This is a genomic window from Streptomyces sp. SAJ15 (assembly GCF_007595705.1).
Classification (GTDB): domain Bacteria; phylum Actinomycetota; class Actinomycetes; order Streptomycetales; family Streptomycetaceae; genus Streptomyces.
In genome coordinates, this window is the sequence record NZ_NISY01000008.1 from 357,332 (window position 1) to 363,597 (window position 6,266).

Genomic DNA, 6,266 nt, shown 5'->3' on the forward strand with positions numbered 1-6,266 from the left:
ATTCGCGGTACTCGCGTTCACAGCTGGGCCATCCTTCGGCGACGTACGAGGAAGATGAAGACGGAACCGCCGATGAGGGAGGTGACGATGCCGACCTGGAGCTCGGAGGGCCGGGTGATGACCCGTCCGATGATGTCCGAGCCGAGCAGCAGCACCGGCGAGAGCACGGCGGCGTACGGCATGATCCAGCGCATGTCCGGTCCGGTCAGCGCGCGGACCATGTGCGGCACCATCAGGCCGACGAAGGCGACCGGCCCGCAGGCGGCGGTCGCGGCGCCGCACAGCAGGGTGACGGCGATCATGGACAGCGCGCGGGTCGAGGCGAGCCGCACGCCGAGCGCCCGCGCGTGGTCGTCCCCGAGCGCGACCGCGTTCAGGGAGCGGGCGAGGCAGAACGCGAGGACCGTGCCGACCACGAGGAACGGGGCCACCTGCTTGACGACCGTCATGTTGGCCGACGCCAGCGAACCCACCGTCCAGAAGCGCATCTTGTCCAGCGCCGCGGTGTCGAGCAGCTGGACCGCGTAGACATAGCCGTAGAGCGCCGAGTAGATGGCCATGCCCGCGAGCGCCATCCGGGCGGGGGTGGCGCCGCGGCTGCCGCCGAGGACGTAGACGAAGACCGAGACGACGGCGGTGCCCAGGAAGGCGAACCACACATAGCCGGTCAGCGAGGTGACGCCGAGAAAGCTGATCGCCGTGACGACGGCGGCGGAGGCGCCCGCGTTCAGCCCCAGCAGACCGGGGTCGGCGAGCGGGTTGCGGGTGAGGGCCTGGATCAGCGCGCCCGAGACGCCGAGGCCGACGCCGACGAGCACGCCCAGCACGGTGCGCGGCACCCGCAGGTCCCGGACCACCACATCGGTCTTGCTGCCGGAGTAGTGGAAGAGCCCGTGCCAGACCTGGTCCAGGGGGATCGGCTTGGCACCGATGGCGATGCTCGCCGCGGCCACCAGCACCAGGACGCCGACGGAGGCGAGAAGTCCGACCGCGCGCCATACGGTGCGCCGCGTACCGGGTGCCGGTGGCACGGACGGCGCGGGTACGGCCGCCGTCTCGGCCCCGGTTTGTGCGGAACTGACCAAGGCCACGCGGAACTCCACCTCACAACAGGGCCGATCAAAACTTAGGTTAGGTTAGCCTAAATGACGATCAGCCCTGCTGGGAGGGGGTGGGCCCCGCCGGAATCGGCGGGACCGCACCGCCGCGCACGACGGTGCGCCAGAGCCGCCGGTGCGGCACCGACGCCCCCCGGACACCGCGGCGGCTCAGCTCAGGCCCAGCCGGGCCAGCGCCTTCTCCGCGTCCGCGGTGCCCGCTCCGGCCCCCGCCTCGGTCCAGGCCGCCGCGCACAGGGCACGCAGCCCGTCCAGCGGGTCCGTGCCGTCGCCCTCGAGGTGCAGGACCCCGTCCCGTACGGAGGCCACCCAGCCGCCGCAGGCGAAGCCCTCCGCGCGGCCCTCGGCCGCGGCCACCGGCACCACCTCCGGCTGCGGCACCAGCAGACCCCGCAGGTCGGCGGCGACATAGGTGGGCCGGTACTTCGGCTCGGCGGCGAGCAACTGGGCGGCCGTGGTCACCCCGGTGAGCACGAGCAGCGAGTCGACACCGCCCACGTGAGCGCCCTCGATATCGGTGTCCAGCCGGTCCCCGACCACCAGCGGTCGGCGTGCCCCGGTGCGCAGTATCGTCTCGCGGTGCATGGGCGGCTGCGGCTTGCCGGCCACCTGCGGGCTGGCGCCGGTGGCCATCCGCACCACCTCCACCGCCGCGCCGTTGCCCGGCGAGATCCCGCGGCTGGTGGGAATCGTCAGATCGGTGTTGGACGCGAACCACGGCACGCCGCGCGCCACCGCGTAGGTCGCCTCCGCCAGCCGCCCCCAGGCCAGCTCCGGACCGCCGTAGCCCTGCACCACCGCCGCCGGATCGTCGTCCACCGAGTCGACCGGCTCCAGGCCGCGCTCGCGCAGCGCCACCTTCAGCCCCTCGCCGCCGATCACCAGCACCCGCGACCCCGCCGGAACCTGCTCGGCGATCAGCCGGGCCACCGCCTGCGCCGCGGTGATCACATCGCCGGGCTCGGCGGGCACGCCCAGCCGGGTCAGGTGGTCGGCCACCGTCTCCGGCGTGCGCAGCGCGTTGTTGGTGACGTACGCCAGGTGCATCCCGCCGGCGCGCGCCACGCCCAGGGACTCGACGGCGTGCTCGATCGCCTCACCGCCCGCGTACACCACGCCGTCCAGGTCCAGCAGCGCGGTGTCGTACGCCTCGCTCGGTTTCTGCGCGCTGCCGTCAGGCCGGGTCCGGACCGTCTCGCTCATGAGGTAGCCGCTCCTCCGCGGATAGGTGAGCATGTCCCCCCGATCATCGCGCATGGCGGCGTGCGACATAACATGCCTCAATGAGCACTCCAGGGTCTGTCGGGCAGGGGCTTCAGCTCGTCCCGTTCCGGGGATTGCGGTACGTCCCGGAACGAGTCGGCAGCCTCGCCGCCGTCACCTCCCCGCCGTACGACGTCGTCGTCCGGCCCGACGGTCTGCGCGAGCTGGAGACCGCGGACCCGCACAACATCGTGCGGTTGATCCTGCCGCAGGCCGACTCCCCGGCCGACCGCTCCCGCCGCGCCGCCGAGACGCTGGAGCGCTGGTTGGCCGAGGGCGTGCTGGCCGCCGACCCGGAGCCGGCGCTGTACGTGTACCAGCAGGACGACGGCGAGGTGCTCCAGCGCGGAGTGATCGGCGCGCTGCGGCTCAGCCCGCGCGAGGAGGGCGTGGTCCTCCCGCACGAAGAGGTCATGCCGCACGTGGTCGAGGACCGCGCCGACCTGATGCGCGCCACCGGCGCCCACCTGGAGCCGCTGCTGCTCGCCTACCGCGGCCACGGGGCTCCCGCCGACGCCGTCGAGAGCGGCGTCGACCCCGACGCCCGCGACAACGGCGCCGCGGGCGTCATCGAGCGCACGGTCGCCGGGTCCCCGCTGCTGGCCACGACCACCGAGGACGGCGTCGACCACCTGCTGTGGCGGGTGACCGACCCCGCCGACCTCGCCGCGATCACCACCGACCTCTCGCACCGCCAGGCCCTCATCGCCGACGGCCACCACCGCTGGGCCACCTATCTGCGACTGCGGGCCGAGCGCCCGGACCCGGGTCCGTGGGACTTCGGGCTGGTGCTGCTGGTCGACACCGCGCGCTATCCGCTGCGGGTGCGGGCCATCCACCGGCTGCTGCACCAGCTGCCCGTCGACCGCGCGCTCAAGACGCTGGGCGACGCCTTCCGGGTCCGCGCCGTCGATGGACCGCTGCCCCAGGCGCTCGCGGCCCTGGACGAGGCCGCGCGGCCGGGTCCCGCTGGAAACGCCTTCCTGGTGGCCGGGGGTGGGCGGTTCCATCTCCTCGACCGGCCGGACCCGGCGCTGCTGGCCCGTACGGTCCCCGCCGACCGGCCGGAGGCGTGGCGCACCCTGGACGCCACCGTCCTGCACTCGCTGCTGCTCGACCACCTCTGGAAGGTCCCGGACGCCCCCGAGCACATCGGCTACATCCACGACGCGGCGGCCGCCGTCGACCAGGCGGAGCGGCGCGGCGGCACGGCGGTGCTGCTCCGCCCGGTCAGCGAGGACGTCGTCCACGACCTGGCCCGTCAGGGCGTCGCCATGCCGCACAAGTCGACCTCCTTCGGCCCCAAGCCGGCCACCGGCCTGGTGCTGCGGAGCCTCGCGCTGGGGTGACGCGCCACCGGGCGCGTCAGGCATACGCGTCAGGCATAACGGATGAGGGTGGGGCCCCATGTGGGGCCCCACCCTCATCCGTTGTACGTGGCCGTTCCCGGCCTACGCTCAGCGGTCGTCGCCGTCCACCTCGACGTCATCGTCGTCGGCCACCGGGTCCGCCGACGCGTCGACCCGGGCCTCGGCCGGCGAGTCGGCGTCACCGGAACCGGCGGACGCGTCAGAGCCGGCGGAGGCGTCGCTCCCGGACTCGACCTCGGCCTCGACCTCGGCCTCCTCCAGCTCGTCCGCGTCGCTGACGTCCATGGCCATGGCGTCGACGAACTCCACGCCGTCCAGCTCGGCGAGCCGGTCCGACGCGTCCGTCGTGTGACCCTGGTCGGCCTCCAGCGCCTTGGCGAACCACTCACGCGCCTCGGTCTCGCGGCCCACGGCCAGCAGCGCGTCGGCGTACGCGTAGCGCAGCCGCGCGGTCCACGGCTGGACCGTGTTCGAGGCCAGCTCCGGGCTCTGCAGAGTCACGACGGCGGCGTCGGCCTGCCCCATGTCCCGTCGCGCACCGGCCGCGACCAGCCGCATCTCGACCTGGCCGGACCGGTCCAGCTTCTGCACCTCGGCCTCACCGGCCATCGCCAGCGCGCGCTCCGGACGGCCCATCCCGCGCTCGCAGTCGGCCATGACCGGCCACAGCTCCACCGAACCGGTCATCCGGCGCGCCGCGCGGAACTCCGCCAGCGCCTCCGCGTACTTCCCGACGCCGTACGAGGCGAAGCCGGCGGCCTCGCGCACCGCGGCGACGCGGGAGGCGAGCCGCAGCGCGACCCGGGAGTACCCGTACGCCCGCTCCGGCTCCTCGTCGAGCAGCCTGGCCACCATGACGAGGTTCTTGGCGACATCCTCGGCGAGCGTCTTCGGCAGGCTCATCAGCTCCTGCCGCACGTCCTTGTCGATCTCGTTGCCGGTCACGTCCTCGGGGATCGGCAGCCGCTTCACCGGCTCCCGGTCGCGGTCCCGGCCCCGGTCGTCACGGCGGTCGTCACGCCGGTCGTCACGCCGACCGAAGCCGCCGGAACGGCCGTCACGCCGCCCGAAGCCACCGCCGCCACGCTCCCGATCGTCCCGCCCCCGGCCCTGGCCGTACGGCCGACGCCCACGGTCCCGGTCGTCACGACGGTCGTCACGACGGTCATCCCGACGCTCGTCACGGCGGAACGACGGCCGCTCGTCACGACGGTCATCCCGACGCTCGTCGCGGCGGAAGGAGGGTCGGTCGTCGCGGCGGTCATCACGGCGGTCGTCGCGGCGGAACGCCGGGCGATCATCCCGCCGGTCATCGCGACGCTCGTCACGGCGGAACGCCGGGCGGTCGTCACGGCGATCGTCACGACGCTCGTCGCGACGGTCATCACGCCGGTACGACGGACGGTCGTCCCGACGGAAGGACGGACGGTCATCGCGACGCTCGTCACGACGGAACGCCGGACGGTCGTCACGCCGGTCGTCACGACGGTCGTCACGACGGAACGAGGGCCGGTCGTCACGACGGTCATCGCGGCGATCGTCACGGCGGTCATCCCGACGGAACGAGGGCCGGTCATCACGGCGCTCGTCACGACGGAAGGCCGGCCGGTCATCACGACGGTCATCGCGGCGGAACGACGGGCGGTCGTCACGGCGGTCATCCCGACGGAACGAGGGCCGGTCGTCACGACGCTCGTCACGACGGTCGTCACGACGGAAGGCCGGCCGGTCATCACGACGGTCATCGCGACGGAACGACGGGCGGTCGTCGCGACGCTCATCGCGGCGGTCATCCCGACGGTCGTCACGCCGGAACGGCGGACGGTCGTCGCGGTCACGCCGGAAGCCGCCACCCCGCTCGTCGTCGCGGCGCGGTCCGCGGGGGCGGTCGTCACGGCGGTCGCGGTCATCGCGGCGGAAGCCGCCACGGTCACGGTCGTCGTCACGGCGGAAGCCACGACCGCGGTCGTCCCGACCGCCCCGGTCGTCACGCCGCGGTCCGCGCTGCTCATCGCGGCGCGGGCCGGAGCTCCGGAAATCGCGTCGGTCACCGCCGTCGCGACGCCGCGGCTCCGACCTGTCGTCGGGGGAGTTGGGGGACATCGACGTGACTCCTGTCTTGAGGTACTGCGTTCATTCTCGCGCACCTCACCGGGGTACGCGCTGTGGCAAGAAAAACAAAAAGGACCCTTGGTCCCAGCGTGAACGCTGGGACCAAGGGTCCTGAAAGATTGTTCGGCGGCGTCCTACTCTCCCACAGGGTCCCCCCTGCAGTACCATCGGCGCTGAAAGGCTTAGCTTCCGGGTTCGGAATGTGACCGGGCGTTTCCCTAACGCTATAACCACCGAAACCCTATTGGGTTCTAGCGAACAAGCACACTCTTCAATTTGTGGTGTACCGGATGCTGTTTGCAACCCAGGAACCACACAGTGGACGCGAGCAACTGAGGACAAGCCCTCGGCCTATTAGTACCGGTCAACTCCACCAGTTACCTGGCTTCCATATCCGGCCTAT

The 6,266-nt window shown here is 72.6% G+C and carries 5 protein-coding genes and 1 rRNA gene; 1 reads left to right on the forward strand and 5 read right to left on the reverse strand.

All coding sequences use genetic code 11. The features are described 5' to 3' along the window. Nucleotides 1-17 precede the first annotated feature (17 nt). On the reverse strand, nt 18-1,091 hold the full coding sequence (locus tag CD790_RS22290) for an iron ABC transporter permease (protein WP_144385058.1): 1,074 nt from the start codon (nt 1,089-1,091) through the stop codon (nt 18-20). Between the two features lie 177 nt (nt 1,092-1,268). Continuing rightward, nucleotides 1,269-2,321 (reverse strand): HAD hydrolase-like protein, encoded by a 1,053-nt coding sequence (locus CD790_RS22295; protein ID WP_144385059.1) that lies wholly within the window; start codon nt 2,319-2,321, stop codon nt 1,269-1,271. An 80-nt stretch (nt 2,322-2,401) separates the two neighbouring features. Between CD790_RS22295 and CD790_RS22300 the strand changes: the two genes are divergently transcribed. Continuing rightward, complete coding sequence (locus tag CD790_RS22300) at nt 2,402-3,730, forward strand: DUF1015 domain-containing protein (RefSeq protein ID WP_144385060.1); 1,329 nt, start codon at nt 2,402-2,404, stop codon at nt 3,728-3,730. A gap of 108 nt (nt 3,731-3,838) precedes the next feature. Here the strand turns inward: CD790_RS22300 and CD790_RS35300 are convergent, their stop codons facing one another. The 3 genes from CD790_RS35300 to rrf all read right to left on the reverse strand — a co-directional run bounded on the left by CD790_RS35300 (nt 3,839) and on the right by rrf (nt 6,101). Then, a complete protein-coding gene (locus tag CD790_RS35300; RefSeq protein WP_260867784.1) occupies nt 3,839-4,669 on the reverse strand; it encodes a tetratricopeptide repeat protein in 831 nt (276 codons plus the stop codon). A gap of 50 nt (nt 4,670-4,719) precedes the next feature. Further along, nucleotides 4,720-5,697 carry a hypothetical protein gene (locus CD790_RS35305; RefSeq protein ID WP_222108288.1) on the reverse strand — a complete coding sequence of 326 codons (978 nt, stop codon included), beginning with the start codon at nt 5,695-5,697 and terminating at the stop codon, nt 4,720-4,722. 287 nt (nt 5,698-5,984) lie between these two features. Continuing rightward, nucleotides 5,985-6,101, reverse strand: a 5S ribosomal RNA gene (gene rrf / locus CD790_RS22310). Nucleotides 6,102-6,266 lie beyond the last annotated feature (165 nt).